Source organism: Dactylosporangium sp. NPDC048998, from assembly GCF_043197855.1.
GTDB lineage: Bacteria > Actinomycetota > Actinomycetes > Mycobacteriales > Micromonosporaceae > Dactylosporangium.
Window position 1 is genome coordinate 188,362 of the sequence record NZ_JBICTV010000003.1, and the last position, 15,025, is coordinate 203,386.

The 15,025-nt window shown below is 67.7% G+C and carries 14 protein-coding genes, 1 tRNA gene and 1 pseudogene; 5 read left to right on the forward strand and 11 right to left on the reverse strand.

Annotation, left to right across the window (positions count from 1 at the left end; genetic code table 11):
* Positions 1–1,020 carry an IS110 family transposase gene (locus ACGFI8_RS08210; protein WP_392801708.1) on the forward strand — a complete coding sequence of 340 codons (1,020 nt, stop codon included), beginning with the start codon at positions 1–3 and terminating at the stop codon, positions 1,018–1,020.
* A 429-nt stretch (positions 1,021–1,449) separates the two neighbouring features.
* On the opposite strand, the gene ACGFI8_RS08215 is transcribed toward ACGFI8_RS08210, so the two are convergent.
* The 4 genes from ACGFI8_RS08215 to ACGFI8_RS08230 form a co-directional block, all read right to left on the reverse strand.
* A complete protein-coding gene (locus tag ACGFI8_RS08215; protein ID WP_392801710.1) occupies positions 1,450–2,400 on the reverse strand; it encodes a hypothetical protein in 951 nt (316 codons plus the stop codon).
* Between the two features lie 441 nt (positions 2,401–2,841).
* Positions 2,842–3,249 (reverse strand): hypothetical protein, encoded by a 408-nt coding sequence (locus tag ACGFI8_RS08220; protein ID WP_392801711.1) that lies wholly within the window; start codon positions 3,247–3,249, stop codon positions 2,842–2,844.
* A 458-nt stretch (positions 3,250–3,707) separates the two neighbouring features.
* The gene (locus ACGFI8_RS08225) at positions 3,708–4,919 is read right to left on the reverse strand and encodes a hypothetical protein (RefSeq protein ID WP_392801714.1); all 1,212 of its coding nucleotides are present in this window, start codon (positions 4,917–4,919) and stop codon (positions 3,708–3,710) included.
* A gap of 13 nt (positions 4,920–4,932) precedes the next feature.
* Positions 4,933–5,274: a hypothetical protein gene (locus ACGFI8_RS08230; protein ID WP_392801717.1), complete on the reverse strand. Its 342-nt coding sequence runs from the start codon at positions 5,272–5,274 to the stop codon at positions 4,933–4,935.
* Positions 5,275–5,758: 484 nt separating this feature from the next.
* Here ACGFI8_RS08230 and ACGFI8_RS08235 point away from each other — a divergent pair.
* Positions 5,759–5,852 (forward strand) — tRNA-Arg (locus ACGFI8_RS08235).
* 91 nt (positions 5,853–5,943) lie between these two features.
* Here ACGFI8_RS08235 and ACGFI8_RS08240 read toward each other — a convergent pair.
* The 4 genes and pseudogenes from ACGFI8_RS08240 to ACGFI8_RS08255 all read right to left on the reverse strand — a co-directional run bounded on the left by ACGFI8_RS08240 (position 5,944) and on the right by ACGFI8_RS08255 (position 9,757).
* A complete protein-coding gene (locus tag ACGFI8_RS08240) occupies positions 5,944–6,654 on the reverse strand; it encodes an ABC transporter ATP-binding protein (RefSeq protein WP_392801720.1) in 711 nt (236 codons plus the stop codon).
* A gap of 259 nt (positions 6,655–6,913) precedes the next feature.
* Positions 6,914–7,417: pseudogene (locus tag ACGFI8_RS08245) on the reverse strand (ABC transporter transmembrane domain-containing protein); the annotation flags it as partial.
* A 3-nt stretch (positions 7,418–7,420) separates the two neighbouring features.
* A complete protein-coding gene (locus tag ACGFI8_RS08250) occupies positions 7,421–7,777 on the reverse strand; it encodes a hypothetical protein (protein WP_392801722.1) in 357 nt (118 codons plus the stop codon).
* A gap of 738 nt (positions 7,778–8,515) precedes the next feature.
* Complete coding sequence (locus tag ACGFI8_RS08255; protein ID WP_392801725.1) at positions 8,516–9,757, reverse strand: APC family permease; 1,242 nt, start codon at positions 9,755–9,757, stop codon at positions 8,516–8,518.
* Between the two features lie 152 nt (positions 9,758–9,909).
* On the opposite strand from ACGFI8_RS08255, the gene ACGFI8_RS08260 reads away from it, so the two are divergent.
* Complete coding sequence (locus tag ACGFI8_RS08260; RefSeq protein ID WP_392801727.1) at positions 9,910–10,662, forward strand: CPBP family intramembrane glutamic endopeptidase; 753 nt, start codon at positions 9,910–9,912, stop codon at positions 10,660–10,662.
* Positions 10,663–10,696: 34 nt separating this feature from the next.
* On the opposite strand, the gene ACGFI8_RS08265 is transcribed toward ACGFI8_RS08260, so the two are convergent.
* On the reverse strand, positions 10,697–11,374 hold the full coding sequence (locus ACGFI8_RS08265) for an RluA family pseudouridine synthase (RefSeq protein WP_392801730.1): 678 nt from the start codon (positions 11,372–11,374) through the stop codon (positions 10,697–10,699).
* A gap of 9 nt (positions 11,375–11,383) precedes the next feature.
* Here ACGFI8_RS08265 and ACGFI8_RS08270 point away from each other — a divergent pair, with 9 nt between their 5' ends.
* Both ACGFI8_RS08270 and ACGFI8_RS08275 read left to right on the forward strand, forming a co-directional pair.
* Complete coding sequence (locus ACGFI8_RS08270) at positions 11,384–12,373, forward strand: sigma-70 family RNA polymerase sigma factor (protein ID WP_392802866.1); 990 nt, start codon at positions 11,384–11,386, stop codon at positions 12,371–12,373.
* Between the two features lie 313 nt (positions 12,374–12,686).
* A complete protein-coding gene (locus ACGFI8_RS08275) occupies positions 12,687–12,881 on the forward strand; it encodes a CsbD family protein (RefSeq protein ID WP_392801733.1) in 195 nt (64 codons plus the stop codon).
* Between the two features lie 55 nt (positions 12,882–12,936).
* Here the strand turns inward: ACGFI8_RS08275 and ACGFI8_RS08280 are convergent, their stop codons facing one another.
* Complete coding sequence (locus ACGFI8_RS08280; protein ID WP_392801736.1) at positions 12,937–13,365, reverse strand: hypothetical protein; 429 nt, start codon at positions 13,363–13,365, stop codon at positions 12,937–12,939.
* Positions 13,366–13,401: 36 nt separating this feature from the next.
* Positions 13,402–15,024 (reverse strand): glycoside hydrolase family 10 protein, encoded by a 1,623-nt coding sequence (locus ACGFI8_RS08285; protein ID WP_392801739.1) that lies wholly within the window; start codon positions 15,022–15,024, stop codon positions 13,402–13,404.
* Between the last annotated feature and the right edge of the window lies 1 nt (position 15,025).

The following is a 15,025-nucleotide window of genomic DNA, read 5'->3' on the forward strand; positions in this document are numbered from 1 at the left end:
GTGGCAGAGTACGACGGCCGGCAGTATGTGGGGATAGACCTGCACCGGCGGCGCAGCGTGATCGTGCGGATGACTCCGGAAGGGCAACGAATCGGTTCGATGGTTCGGATCGACAATGATCCGTTCGAGTTGGCGCGGCAGGTCGCCGGTTGGGGTGAGAGCCCCGACGTGGTGTTGGAAGCCACGTATGGGTGGTACTGGGCGGCAGACGTGCTCGCCGAGGCCGGCGCCAAGGTTCACCTGGCGCATCCGTTGGGAGTAAAAGGATTCGCCTATCGGCGGGTGAAGAACGACGAACGTGACGCCGCCGATCTGGCCGACCTGCTGCGGATGGGTCGCCTCCCCGAGGCGTGGGTCGCCCCGACCGAGGTTCGTGGTCTGCGGGAGGCGGTGCGTCACCGGTGCAAGCTGGTGGCGTTGCGCTCCGGGCTCAAAGCGCAGGTCCACTCGGTGCTTGCCAAGCAAGGCGTGCGTGTGGCCATGTCTGACCTGTTCGGCGTCGGCGGGCAGCAACTGCTCGACGATCTGCAGCTCGACGCGCCGTTCAGCGCGCGGGTGTTGTCACTTCGCCGGCTCATCGACGCGGTCACCCTCGAGATCGACATTGTGGCCAAGCGCACCGCCGCCCAGTTGAAGACCCATCCGGGCTATCAGGCAATCCAGGCGTTGCCCGGGGTCGGGCCGGTGCTCGCCGCGGTGTTCGTGGCCGAGATCGGCGATGTCACCCGCTTCGCCCGGCCGCAACAGCTGTGTTCGTGGGCAGGCATGACGCCCAAGCACCGGGAGTCCGACACCAAGGTCCACCGAGGTCGCATTACCAAGCAGGGCAACACCCTGGTCCGGTGGGCTGCGGTCGAGGCTGTCCAGCGCGTGCACACCGGGCCCATCGCGCGGACCCGGGCGCGCATCGGCGAGCGGCGCGGTAACAACATCGCCAAGGTCGCCGCCGCCCGTGAACTACTCACCCTGGTCTTTTACGGCCTACGCGACGGGCACATCCGTTGCCTGGCCCCCGCGTGAGCCCCCAGCCCGGCGCGGCCAGGCGCGAGGTCGTGGAGTGTCTGACCCCCACTGCGGTGGCGCGGTCGACCACACTTGATTGACCCCGCCTGGTCGCGGCCGTAACACTCCATGCCGCCCCCGCCGCGGCGAAGGGATGACCGGCAACCGGACCCCGGTTCCGCCAAACCGTCCATTTCGGACGATGGAGAACACGGCCCCCCACAACCCCACAGTCGTCGTTCCCGGCGCACCGATTCTGCGCCGCCCGGGATCGGCGTCAAGACCGAGCCCGCTACGCGGGTCGACCTGCGGTCGAGTCTTGGCCCCGACCCCTTACCGGCGTTTGTCCGCACCGAGCCGGGAAACGGTCCAAACCGGTCACAGACCACCAGGCATCGAGGGGTTGACACGGCCCCGCTCCTTCAGGGATGACACGTACGTGTCTACTTACACGTAGATTGCCAACGGCAGTACTTGTAAGCCCGGACCCGTAATGCTAAGGCTGGACAAGTTCATACCCGGCATGCTGCTTGCTAGCCCGGAAAACACATCCTCCGGCCGACCTCCTGTGGCTTCCAGTACGCCGAAAACAGTCCGTCTCAGAAGGTTGATGCGTTCATTTGGCTGCAGGATCTGCGTAACCTTGCCGAGTGCGACGAAAGAACCAGCAAGCATGTACTGCTCGGCCGCATCGGTCATGTATTCATTTGAAGCCGCAAGCACAACTTGCATACCGGACCGCAGCTGCATTGTAAGATCCAGAACCGTTGACTTTGCGACGTCTGCCATAAGAACTCGCATCAGGGCCAGCTCGTCGAGTTGCTGGGGTTGAATCGACTGGCGAGGCGTGACTTGGCTCGCCTTCTGGCGGGGGGAAGCCTGTTGCCGAGGCTTGGATGGGTCAGCTTCTGTAGCGAGATCTATACCCACATACGGCGCGATCGCCGAGAAAACCGCAAGCACCTGTCGAAGCGGATCCCCATTAATGGTCCCTCGAATTTCTACGAGGTCGCCCACTTGGAGTTCCACTAAATCCTCGGCACGCGTCAAGCCCTTGATGCTGCTTGTTGAAATCAGACGCCTTCGCAAAATGTTGAACAAAGAAGCCGAGGTGTGTTCTCGAACAAGCTTTGCTTCGACCGATTCATCAGTTGATGAGCGCCGTCGATACTTACCTTCCGCGCTGAGTGTCAGGCCGAGCCATTGGGCGAGGCTGGGAATTCCGGCTTTAACATTACCCTCGCCTTCACCTTCCTTCGCCGATGTAAGCTTCTCGGCCACCTCGCTCGTGTACGCGACACCGTCGTCGAGAGTTGCGAGAAAACTCACCATCATCGGCACATCAAGGTAGACGGGGTGGGCTAAGAAATGATCATCCTTTTCACGAGCCTTGGCCATCCAGTTCGCCTCCAAGCTGGTCGCTTACAGTCGTCCCAGTCGACCACATGCAACGCCTTCACGGCAAAACGGGTCCGGAGGCGTGTGTTGATCGAGATGCCAACAGGCTCGCGTGCACTTCGATCTATTCTACGGTCGGCGGGCCATGGCCCGCTTAGTCGCTCAGCAAGATCTACGGATGTGCAGCCGGTACAAGACGCGGTTCGTAACGCCGGAGCTACCTTCGGTGCCATCTTCGGCGCCGTGCGGGTCGGGCGCGAGCGACGGGTGTATGTAGTGCGGAAATGATCATCGCGAGGTCGGCTGAGCGCCCTTTGTCATTGACCATCCAGCTAAGCAGAGCCATGGAGACCGTGAGGAGGGCGCCCAGACCAATCAACACCGGCAGCCCAGCGGTCGCGGCGGCGGCTATGGCGCCGCACAGCCCGGCGAGCGCCGTCTTCATGCCGACTCGGCCCGAGTAGCCCGAGAGGTGCCCTTCGCCCGCTCGATCGCGTCAATGAACGTCAGAAGCGCCTGTTTCTCGTCCTTCGTGTACTCAGTGCTCGCCTCGATGGCTGAGCGAACGGTTACGCCCGGCATCGGTTGGGAAGGCGCGAGGCCGGCCATGCGCCTCGCTTCCTCCCTGTCGATGCCGAGTGTGTCAGCAAGTGCGTGAACGATTCGGGGCTGTGGCGCTCGGGTGCTGTCGCGAAGGTTGTCGATCGTGCTCCGTGCGGGTGTGGGCCCGTCTCCCGCCCGCTCTTTCAGCAGGTTCCACAGGTCCATCTTGGTAAGCCCCTGCGCGGCGCGTTCCTGTTCTACGGCCAGCCAGAACGAGTACGCCACGCCCTTGCCGTGGATCAACATGTAGTCTTTTATAGCATACTAGTCAGGACATGACGCTACATTACGCTACCGAGGTGTCGTACGGATGTGGCCCATGACCAAGGCGCCGCCGACACGGCGCCCGGGGTCGCTTCGCCATTGCAACTCTGCTGACGCTGCGTGGCAGGCAAGCCCCCGTCCCCGCACCGGACTTAGCGACGCCAGACCCCAACCCGCACAGGCCCAGAACACGAAGCGCCCCGGCCCGCCGGCATGACCGAGGACCAGGGCGCGAACGCCGACCGCGGGGCCGGAACCGGCGCTGTGCCTTCTAGTCCCAAGGTCGAGTTGCCAAGACAGCGCGACGGCGTACAGCGGCGGAGTACAGCAACCCGCCGAACCGAACCAACCCCAGTCGGGCCGAGTACCGTTGCGGCGCAACGGTACCGACTGCACCAAACCTTATCGCCAGTACTCGGAAGGTCGAGGTCTGAGTCAAGCTAGCCCGAACTATTCCGATTTTGGAAATCCCTAATGATGGTGTTCTTCGGCTTGGAGATGAAAACGGTCTGCCCGAAGAAATTGTATGCACCATCGTGAAGCGGCGCCCGACGGAAAGCTTCATGAAGAATCGATTCATGCGCACTTCCTACCGCATCGAACGCCACTTTTTGGTACTCGCGGACCGTGTTTCCGGGGCCGTGTCTAATGGAGTCGAATTTCTGGCGGAGGATGCCATCAATCTTAGACAGAATGATCCTGATTCGCTGAGCCGACAAGGGCGTCATTGAAATTACCAGCTTGTTCGGCCGGTCTACTGTATCGAATATGACCAAGCAAGGAAGATGCGAGCGGTCGACCCCGAGATAGTCTGCGGCTGCATAGGCATTGCGCAGATCAAAGGGGATGGAACTAACCCACCCTAAGCTGCAGCACAGTCGGAAGAACCTCTCTCCTAGAATATGGCGCCAGTACCTGACGCCAGCTGGTCCGACAGGCCGTTCGAAGACATGTATTGTTAGGTGCGGACCTGAAAGGTCATGTATAGCAAGGTAATGGCGCCGGACGTACGCAGCGACTTCCTTATCCTCCTCAGTGTAGAGCAAGACACCACTCAGGCTGTCCCCCCAATAGGGTGCCTCCGGCAGCGTGACTTGCTCCGCAGATTCTTCCCAGGCCGCTAGGTGCATTCGGAGATCACGCAGCGAGCGCTGAGGCATCGCGTTTAACGGCACGACGGTTTCATATTGGTATTGTCGCGTAACAGTGACTTCGATATCGTCACCATCGGCGACGCCAAGCTTACGGAGTGCTCGACTGGACGCCGAGTGTCCCGGCCGACGCTGGTCCAGCAATCGGCCTCGATTCCCATCGCTCCCGTCGAAAATCAACTCACCAGTCGTTGCATTACGAACTAGCACATATTCGTAGAAATCGAAAGAATCATCTCGCCGAAGGCCGCGCCCTCGCTTCAAATACGATTCGGGTAGTAGGCGAAGCCCTATCATTGCATCAAGCAGATCATCGACAGTGCCGTCGTCAGACAATCTCACAGCGGCCGCGTCTGAGTAGAGATGCTCGTACAACGAATTCCAGCAATCCTCGGTTCCGTCGTCGTCATCGAGCGACACGGTCGGGCAATTGTCCAGGAGCTTTCGCGCGCGGTCATAAATTGCATCAGACCCGCGGGAGACGAAGATTGAGAAATTCATATGATCTACCTGATCATCCCACGAGATCCATGATCCGACTCACGATCGATGTCGCGGGCAGCGCAATATCCGCCGCCTTGGATACGATGTCCTGCACAGACTCAAGCAATTTCCTTACGCGGCCGTCATCACGCCCAGGTTGCTCTAGTTCAGCACCAACGCCGTGCAACTCGCGCGCTGCGCGCTCCCGCTTGTCGCTGCCGAGCTCGGCGCTTGTGAGAACGAGGCGCAGCAGTTCCGAAAGATCGTCTGCCGCCGGTAGTCGGGCGTAACGATTCTGAAAATCAGACACGACACTCTTCGCCGGTCGGTTGACAAAGGTCGTTTGCCCGTAGAAATTGAACTGATCCGCCACTCCTAGCTCATTCCCTTCGTTGGAGACGCCGGCCGGTTTTGCTTACATATTGGGTTCGCGGAGCCTCCGGCAACCGCGGATACGTGTAGATCGGTCTACCAGCGCTGGCCCGACTGAACAATCCACCGACTAGGACGAATCTCTGACAATCGGTTGCGGCGTTCCGGCTCGGCTAGCGCTCGCTTCCCCCGCCGACCGCGAGCATGATCGTTTTTACTCTGCGGGAGCACCGGGCAGCCAAGCCACCCTAAACACCGTGTTGGGAGAAATCTGGGAGACGATCTTGCCTGTCACCGTCGCGAGCGCCTCGGCAGATTAATAGCAACCTGCGCGTTACCAGGCCATTCGCGGTCCGCCGCAGGTGCCGAGGCCGAGTTGACCTTGTTCGCATCGAGGGTGCCTGGCATTCGTTGCCGCGACCAGAGCCGGACGAACGCCCGTACGGCAAATGCACGGCCAACTACCGCACGGGAGCGGGTAGCCCGGCGGTGTTTGCGCTGGTACATCGTCATCCCTCCCGTGGAGCACGTACCGCTCTCCTAAAGCGGGTGTCGCGCGTTCGATTCGCGCCGGGGCCACCGATGGAAGGGCTGTTGACCAGCCGAAACGAGCCCCTTGACCAGCGGCAACGCGGCCAGGGGGCTCGCTCGTTGTCCGGCTGTCCCCGGCTCACCGGCCGAGGAAGCCGCCGGACTGGCGGGACCACAGCGCGGTGTACAGGCCGTTGCGGGCGAGCAGATCGGCGTGCGTACCCTCCTCGACGATCCGGCCCGCGTCGAGGACCACGATGCGGTCCATCCGCGCGATCGTGGACAACCGGTGTGCGATCGCGATGACCGTGCGGCCCGCGAGCATCTCGTCCAGCGTGTCGTGGATGGCCGCTTCGACCTCGGAGTCCAGGGCGGACGTGGCCTCGTCCAGGATGAGCACGGGCGCGTTCTTGTAGAAGGCCCGAGCGAGCGCGATGCGCTGCCGCTGGCCGCCGGAGAGCGTCACGCCGCGCTCGCCGACGTGCGCTTCGTACCCCTGCCGGCCCTCGGCGTCGCGGAGCGCGGCGATGAAGTCGTCGGCTGCGGCGCGCCGCGCCACTCGGACCGCCGCCTCGTCGGCAGGCGAGCTCTCGCCAGGATCTGAGACGCCGTGCGCGATGTTGTCGCGCACCGAGCGATGTAGCAGCATCGTTTCCTGGGTCACTACGGCGATCTGCCGACGCAGGCTCTCCTGGGTGACTGAGGTGATGTCCTGACCGTCGATCTCGATCGTGCCCGCCTCCGGCTCGTAGAACCGCAGCACGAGGTTGACCAGCGTGGACTTGCCTGCGCCGGAGGGCCCGACGAGTCCGATGCCCTCGCCGGGCGCGACGCCGAGCGACACCGCCACCGTCCGGGCGGCCGTAGTGGTGGCTGACCCGGGTGAGCCGGATGCGGCCGCCGCGCACGACGAGTGGGCCGGCGCCGGGCCGGTCGGCCACGGCCAGCGGCTGGGCGATCGTGTGCAGCGAGCGCCGCAGCGCGCCGACCGCGCCGAAAACCGACGACACACCGTCGAGCAGCCATTCGGCCATCGCCGTGATCCGGTAGCTGAGCGCGAGTGCGGCCGCGATCAGGCCGATGGGCGCGGCACCGGACTGCCACAGGACGATGCCGTAGCCGATGAGGCCGACCATGAGCAGGCTGTTGAGGGTCATCATGCCGGCGTTGATGGTCACCTCGACGCGCTGCACGTGCAGGTGGGCGCGGCGAGCGGCGGCGAGGACCCGCTGGTTCTCCCGGTCCTCGCGAGCCCGGTCGGCGAACAGCGCCATGGTGTCGATATTCGCGTACACGTCGACGAGCAGCCCGGTCAGCGCCGAGTTCGCGTGCTGCAGCCGGTCGGAAGCGTCCCGGTAGCGGGGCACGACGTACGCCATGAGCGCCGCGTACAGCGCGATCCAGCCGGCCAGCGGCAGCACCAGGCGCAGGTCAATCGAGGCCATCAGCCCGAGCGAGCCCAGCACGTACGCGGCGACGAACGCGAGCGCGTGGATGGTGTTGTAGACGACGCCGGTGGCCGCGGTCGCACCGTCACGCACGTACGTGGCGACGCGTCCCGCCAGTTCGCCGCGGAACCAGCCGACGGACTGGCGCGACACGTACCGATGCATGCGTCACAGCGCGAGCGTCAGCGCGTTGGGCCGGAACGCGATGTCGTCGAGCCCCTCGCTGACCAGGTGGACCAGCGGTCGGACGATGAGCACGAGCAGCGCGACGGCCACCAGTTCGGCGCCGTGGGACTGCCAGAGTCGCGCTGGCGACGTGGCGGCGAGCGTATCCACCAAATGGCCGGCATAACCGATGAGCCACACCTCGATGCCGGCACCGACCACGGTGAGCACAATGATCACGCCGCGCAGCGGCCGGAGCTCACGGAACAGGAAGGCGCGCGCACCGGACGGCGGTGTGCTCAGGTCGTGCTGGTCGAACGGGTCAACGAGGTTCTCGAGCAGGCGGAACAAGCGAGACAAGGATGCTCTCCCAGGCGGACACGAAAGATCGGGTGGGGGTCGGCGAGATGCCTGCGATCCTCATCGTTCGATCTCCTGAGTCTCGTCGTTGCTTGGGCGCGGGCGAGCGTATCGAAATTCGCCAGTCACGGGATTCGATTTCATCCCAAGGTCGGACTGCCAAGGCGGCGCTAGGTCGTACAGCAGCGGGGTGCAGCAACCGGCCGGACCGAGCCAAACCCAGGCAAAGTGGCCAGCCTGTGCCGGCCCCGTGGGGCGTTGCCGCGCTCGGCCCGCTGGCGGCGTAAGCGCCGGCATCGGCCGGCGCGGCGGCTGGAACTACTCGCGCCCGGTCTCGCGGTTTCCGTGAAGGCGCGGCATGTACGGCCCGCGACGCAGCCAGACGACCGTGACGACCGCCCAATAGGGGATAGCGACCAAGGCCAACGTCAACCGAGACGACCACCCTAGCCTGGCCGCCGCCCAGAAGGCGAGGACTCCCAGCGCGGCGAAGAGGCCGATGGTGACCGTACGCCAAAGTATCCGGCGACCACGTTCCTCGGCGGGGTAGGCGCTGTGCCGATGCGGGCTCTGCTCGTCCTGGCCAGTCACGGCGCTCTCCGCTCGGCTGCTATGGGCTATGGAATGGGAGCCCACGCTAGCATCGGGGTGCCATGCAACGCATCGCGATCCCCAAGCTGGTTGTCCACAGTCATCATGACGAACATCGCGAACAGTCCGACGGCTGGCTAGGTGGCTTCAAGAACCGGTCGGCCGTGCGGCACGGCGGGCCAGCCACAGCAGGGCGCCGATGGCGAAGAGGGCGAGCCCGGCGAGTACCGATGTGGCGGGCAGCGTGGCGGCCAGCAGCAGGCAGCCGACCAGGCCGGCCACCGGGACGACCCGGGGCGGCGCGCCCTCGTCGCGGCGCAGCGTGAGCGCCGCGGCGTTCGCGATCGCGTAGTAGACGAGCACGCCGAACGACGAGAAGCCGATCGCGCCGCGCAGGTCGAGGAACGTCACCAGCAGGATCACCGCGACGCCGACGGCCACCTCCGCGCGGTGCGGGATGCGCCGGGCCGGGTGCACCGCGGCGAGGAACCCGGGCAGGTGCCGGTCGCGGGCCATGGCCAGGGTCGTGCGAGACACGCCGAGGACCAGCGCGAGCAGCGAGCCCAGCGCCGCGATCGCCGCGCCCGCGCGCACGGCGGGGGGGAGCCACCCGGCGCCGGCCGCGGTGACGGCGTCGGCCAGCGGGGCGGTGGAGGCGGCAAGGCGCCCCGGGCCGAGCGCGGCCAGGGCGGCGACGGCGACGGCGAGGTACACCAGGAGCGTGATGCCGAGGGCGAGCGGGATGGCCCGCGGGATCGTGCGGGCCGGATCGGCGACCTCCTCGCCTAGTGTGGCGATGCGCGCGTAGCCGGCGAACGCGAAGAACAGCAGCCCCGCGGCCTGCAGCACGCCCCAGCCGCCGCCCGTCGCGGCGAGCTCGTGCGGTCCCGAACGGCCCAGCAGGCACGCGGCGACGACGGCGGCGAGCACCAGGAGCACGACGCCGACGATGACCCGGGTGGCGAGCGCCGACTTCTGCACCCCGAACAGGTTGAGCACGGTGACGGCGGCGACGGCGAGCACCGCGATCACGCGCTGGTGCCCGGGCAGCGCGTAGGCGCCGACCGTGAGCGCCATCGCCGCGCACGACGCGGTCTTGCCCACCACGAAGCCCCAGCCGGCCAGGTATCCCCAGAAGTCGCCGAGCCGCCGCCGCCCGTAGACGTAGGTGCCGCCGGACTCCGGGTACAGCACGGCGAGGCGCGCCGAGGACGTGGCGTTGCAGTAGGCGACGACGGCGGCGACGCCGAGCGCGACCAGCAGCAGGCCGCCGGCGGCGCGCGCGGCCGGCGCGAAGGAGGCGAAGACGCCGGCGCCGATCATGGCGCCGAGGCCCACGACCACCGCGTCCGGGGTCTTGAGGCGGCGGGCGAGCCGCGGAGTCGTCACGAACGAAGTCCAGCACACCAGCGGAAACAGCGGGTAACGCGGCCGTCGCCGGGGTCATGCAGGCATGAGTGCCCGGGGTAGGGCCTGCCCCACCCCGAACACTCCGCCCAGCGGGCTGGGGCCGGGTTGGCGAATTCCATAGCGTCAGGTCTATGACGACCATCCCGATCCGGGGCCGCGGCGCCACGCGGCCGGTGCGACGGCTGGCTCGCACGATGCAGTGGCCAGCGGTTCTCGCCATGCACCTCTTGCCGGCGGCGGCCACGTTCGCCGCGGCGTTCGCGCTGGGCCCGCTCGTGCGGGCGTGGCACCTGCCGCCACAGTTCGCCCTGACGCTGGCCTTCGCGCTCGTGCTCACGCCGATCGAGCTGGGCCTGCTGCTGCGCGCCGCCGGGTGGTCGTTCCGGCGGCTGCCGGAGGTCCTGGCGTTCCGGCGGAAACTGCCGCTCCGGTTGTACCTCATGATCGTGCCCTGCCTGACCGCCATCGGCTTCGGCCTGGTGGTCCTGCTGGCGCCGCTGGAGGAGCGGATCCTCGACGTCTACCCGTCGTCCTGGCTGCTGCCGGCCGGCTCCGACGCGTTCCCGGCCTCGACGACGGTCGCCACCCTGCTCTTCGCGCTGCTCATCGACGGCCTGGTCAACCCGGCCGTCGAGGAGCTGTACTTCCGGGCGTACCTGCTGCCCCGGCTGCCCGTGCGCGGCGTGCTCGCGGTGGTGACGTCGGCGGCGCTGTTCGCGGCGCAGCACTACTGGCAGCCGGAGAAGTTCGTCTTCATCTTCGTGGCCCAGCTCCTGCTGATCGCGGTCATGCTGCGGCTCAACAGCGTGCGGATGAGCATCGCCGTGCACTGCTTCACCAACAGCCTGGCGATTCTGCTGTCCCTGGCCGCCGTGCTGCGCTGATCCCGCACCGCGCGATCAGCGCGGCATAGCCCCGTCAGGCGAAATCGGGCGGGGCCGGGGCCTCGACCGTGACCCGCTCGCCGCGGTGGTCGAAGGACAGCCGCCACGAGTGCAGGTATGTCCGCCCGGCGGGGGACTTCTCGAACAGCGGGTCGCCCACGATCGGGTGGCCGATCCACGCCAGGTGCACGCGGATCTGGTGGCGGCGGCCCGTCTGCGGCACCGCCTCCAGCAGGGCGCGCTCCGCGGTCTGGGAGCGAACCGCGAACGTGGTCACCGACGGATACGTGGGCACCGTGTCGAACACCGCCGACGCGGGCACCGTCCAGGTGTCATCCTTGAGCTCGATGCTCTCCCGTGGCGCCGCGATCCGCACCCGGTTCTTGCGGCCGACGCTCAGCGGCAGGTCGATGCGGCCGGCTGGCGGCAGGCCGCCCGGCGCGGTCACCGCCAGATACGCCTTGTCCACCGTGCGCTTGTTGAACTGCCGGGTCAGCCCGCCGTGGACGGAGAGCTCCTTGGCGAAGAGGATGACGCCGGACGTGACCTTGTCGATGCGGTGCACGGGGAAGAGCTCCTCGCCTGCCTCCGCAGCCATGCGCACCAGGTCGGACTCGTGCCGCTCGCCCATCACGGACACGCCGGCCGGCTTGTCCAGCACGAGGATCGCGTCGTCCTCCAGGATCACGCGCTCACGAAACTCCGCCCACATCGTCCTAAGATCGCACGTCGCGACGAGGGGGCTCGCATGGACCTGACGCAACAGCTGGAGCGGCACCGGCGCGAGCTCGAGGTGCACTGCTACCGCATGCTCGGCTCGTTCCACGAGGCCGAGGACCTGGTGCAGGAGACGTTCCTGCGCGCCTGGCGCGGCTGGGACGCCTTCCAGGGGCGCTCGTCGGTGCGGGCCTGGTTGTACCGCATCGCCACCAACGCCTGCCTCGACGCGCTCAAGAGCGCCCAGCGGCGGGTCCTGCCCATGGACCTGGGGCCGCCGTCCGACCCGGGCGTGAGCCTGCCGCCGCGCACCGACGTACCCTGGCTCGAACCGGTGCCGGACCGGGTGCTCGACGGGGACCCCGAGACGCGCCTGGTCGCCCGGGAGACTGTCGAGCTGGCGTTCCTGGCCGCGCTGCAGCACCTGCCGCCGCGGCAGCGGGCCGTGCTCATCTCGCGCGACGTGCTCGGCTGGTCCGCGGGGGAGACCGCGGCGCTGCTCGGCGTGACGGCGCCGGCGGTCAACAGCGCGCTGCGGCGGGCCCGCGCGACGCTCCGCGAGCGGCTGCCGGAGCGCGGCGCCGACTGGACGCCCGAGCGCGGGCCGGAGCCGGACGAGCGGGAGGTGCTGCGCCGCTACGTCGATGCGTTCGAGCGCGCCGACGTCGCGGGGATGGCGCGGCTGCTGGCCGACGAGGCGCGCGCGGTCATGCCGCCGCTGCCCATGTGGTACCTCGGCAAGCCCGCCATCGTCGGCGCGCTGATGCGCAGCGTCCCGCCCGGCGTCCCGAGCCACATCGGGCGCATCCGCGCGGTCGTCACGCGCGCCAACCGCGCCCCGGCGGTCATCACCTACCACACGCCGCCCGGCGAGTCGGTGGAGCGGCCGTTCGCGATCTCGGTCCTGCGCATCGAGGGCGGCCTCATCCGGGACATGGCCGCCTTCCACGATCCGCGGGTGTTCGATGACTTCGTGGCCCGCGACTCGTCGTAAGGCGCCCCCAGCGGGTCACGCTGCGTGGCGAGGCGGCGAAGAGCGCCACCGCGACGCGGGCACCTGCACCTCGCCATCGTCCCGCTCGGGCGCACGACGCGCTGCTGTGGAGCGTGTACACGGTCGGCCTGGGCTACCTGGGCGGCAACGTGTTCACCGGCAACCCGCTCGCGGCGGGGGTGTGACGACCGCGGCACAGCGGATGCGTTTGCGCCCCCGCAACGCCGGGCACCCCTGAAAGAAGCACAGGCCAAGACCGGAAACCGACCGCAAACCGACCGGAAACCGACCGGAAACGTGGAAGGGAAGTGTGATGGGCTTCAAGGACAAGGCCGAGCACAAGGCCGAGGAGGCCAAGGGCATCGCCAAGGAGAAGTACGGCGAGGCCACCGACAACGAGCGTCTCGAGGCCGAGGGCGCAGCCGAGCGTGCCGCCGCGAAGGTCAAGCAGGCCGGTGAGCACGTGAAGGACGCCGGGCGCAACGTCCGCGACGCAGTCGAGCGCTGACCATACCGCGACGGAATCGGGCCGCCCCTCGTATCAGGGGGCGGCCCGCTGTCGCTCAGTCCCGGTCGTCGCCCGTGCCGAGCGCCGCGCAGACCAGGATGAGCATCCCGACGATGACGTCGTTGGCGGTCGAGGTCGACCAGCCGTACCGCAGCACCAGCGGCGCGACCAGCAGCCACCCGGCCAGCCCGCCGGTGATCCAGCCGAACGCCGCCGAGCGCGTGTTGACCATCCGGATCGTCGTGACGGTCGCGATGGTGATGCCGGTGACCGCGTCGCTCCAGAACACGTCGTAGCGGCCGGCCCCGATGTAGCCGAACGGTACCGCCGAGATCACCAGCCACACCGCGGCCAGGAAGATGACGGTGAGCAGGGCCTTCGAGGGGTGTTTCGTCTCGTTCGCGGGTCCGTGGTTGTCCGCCGGGGCGACACGGATGTGCGCCGGCGTCGTGAAGTCCTGGTCCGAGATGAAGCTCGTGCTCATGGCCCGAAGCCTCGACAACACCCGGATGAGAGGGGCTCACCCCGGCGGTGGGCTTTCGCCCGGGGGACCCTCGTTCCAGGACCGGTCCAGCTCGGTGACGCAGTAGGTGCCCTTCGGCCCGGTGAACTCCCCGTCGCCGCCGCGCCGCGTCGCGACCAGCCGCGCCGTGTCGTTCTCGACCCGGTACACGGCCGCGGAGACGCCCCGGCCGGTCCAGCTGAGCTCGACGTTGTCCCCGTCGGCCCGGGACCGCACCACGGGGGCGGCCGGCGCCGCGTTCGGCAGCCACCGCATCACCGGCGGGAGCGCGGGCGTGGCGTAGAAGTGCGCCGCGTACTTCGACACCGAGCCCAGCGCGTCGGCCCGCACGCTCTTGGCGCTGAAGTGGATGCTGCCGGTGACCTGCTGATACGTGCGGTTGAGCGCCAGCTCGCGGTCGAGTTCGCCGGGGTCGGACCACGGGCCGGACTGCCCGACGCGGTAGTCGGCCTGCCCGATGTACAGCTGCACCCTTGTGTCCTTGACGACCCCCGCCCACCAGGGCAGGAGCTTGGCGTAGTCGGCGACGTCGAAGCCGATGTTCCAGTACAGCTGCGGGACGATGTAGTCGAGCCACTGCTCGCGCACCCACAACCGGGTGTCGGCGTAGATGTCGTCGTAGCTCTGCAGGCCGCGGGTGGGGGAGCCGGATGGGTCGGTGGCGCTGTTGCGCCAGATCCCGAACGGGCTGATGCCGAACTTCACCCACGGCTTGAGCTGCTTGATCCGCTGGCTCATCTCCTGGACCAGCTGGTTGACGTTGTCCCGGCGCCAGTCGGCCTTGCTCTTGCCGCCGCCGTACTGCCGGTACGCCGCGTCGTCGGGGAAGTCCTGCTTGCCGACGGGGTACTGGTAGAAGAAGTCGTCGAAGTGCACCCCGTCGACGTCGTACTTCTCGACCGCCTCCAGCATCGAGTCCTCGACGAACTTGCGTGCCTCCGGGATGCCGGGGTTGAAATGCAGGCGGCTGCCGGTGGTGCCCGCCGACGGGTAGACGACCGCCCACTCCGGGTGCTTGCGCAGCGGGTGATCGGGCGCGAGCGCGTCGATGTCCGGCCCGGCGCCGGCCGGGGCGGGCTGGCTGCCGCGGTACGGGTTGAACCAGGCATGGAACTCGATGTCGCGCCGGTGGGTCTCGTCGATCATCCACTGCATGAGGTCGAAGCCCGGCCCCTGGCCGCGCACGCCCGTGATCCATTCGGACCAGGGGGCGTACTGCGATGGCCACAGCGCGTCGCCGCTGGGCCGGACGTGGACGAAGACCGCGTTGAGGTTGCGCTGCTGGGCGAGGTCCAGCCAGGAGAGGTACTCCGCCTTGATCTGGTCGACCGGCAGGCCGGGCCGGCTGGGCCAGTCGATGTTCTCGACCGTCGTGATCCAGATGCCGCGCAGCTCGCGGGGCGCGCTCAGCGGCACGCCGTCGCAGCGGGCCGCCCGGGCCTCGGCGCGGTCGGCCCGGTCGCCGAGGCCCGCGCGCTCGACCCCGGGCGGGTCGCCGGCCGAGGCGTTGAGGGTGTCGACCCACACCGCGCGGATGGCGCCGACGCCGGCCACGAGGGCCAGCACGATGCCGACGACGATGGGCAGCACCGGCGAGCGGCGGGGCAGGCGGTGACGCACC